The 561-nt window shown below is 61.1% G+C and carries 1 protein-coding gene; it reads left to right on the forward strand.

Annotated features, from left to right (window positions below; all coding sequences use genetic code 11):
* Positions 1-561, forward strand: a 561-nt coding sequence (thrC, locus tag B3605_RS25030) for a threonine synthase (RefSeq protein WP_296436816.1), incomplete at both ends; no start/stop codon positions are given.

A 561-nucleotide genomic window follows, 5' to 3' on the forward strand; every position in this document is an offset into this window, starting at 1 on the left:
GCCACCTCGGGCGACACCGGCGGAGCCGCGATCGACGCATTCGCCGGCCGCGAGCGCACCGACATCTTCATTCTCTTCCCACATGGCAAGGTTTCGCCGGTGCAGCAGCGGCAGATGACGACGTCGACGGCGTCGAACGTGCATGCGCTCGCCGTCGAGGGCAATTTCGACGATTGCCAGAACCTCGTGAAGGCGATGTTCAACGACGGCGCATTCCGCGACAAGGTGAAGCTTTCGGGCGTCAACTCGATCAACTGGGCGCGCATCATGGCGCAGATCGTCTATTATTTCACGACGGCGATCACGCTGGGCGCACCTGATCGCAAGGTCTCGTTCACCGTGCCGACCGGCAATTTCGGCGATATCTTCGCCGGTTACTGCGCCAAGCGCATGGGCCTGCCGATCGGCAAGCTGGTCGTCGCCACCAACGAAAACGACATCATGGCGCGTACCATCAAGACCGGTCGCTACGAGATGAAGGACGTCAAGGCGACGACTTCGCCGTCGATGGACATCCAGATTTCGTCGAACTTCGAACGGCTGCTGTTCGAGGCCTATGGC

The sequence above is a fragment of the Rhizobium sp. UBA1881 genome, from assembly GCF_002338015.1.
In the GTDB taxonomy this organism is placed as follows: domain Bacteria; phylum Pseudomonadota; class Alphaproteobacteria; order Rhizobiales; family Rhizobiaceae; genus Rhizobium.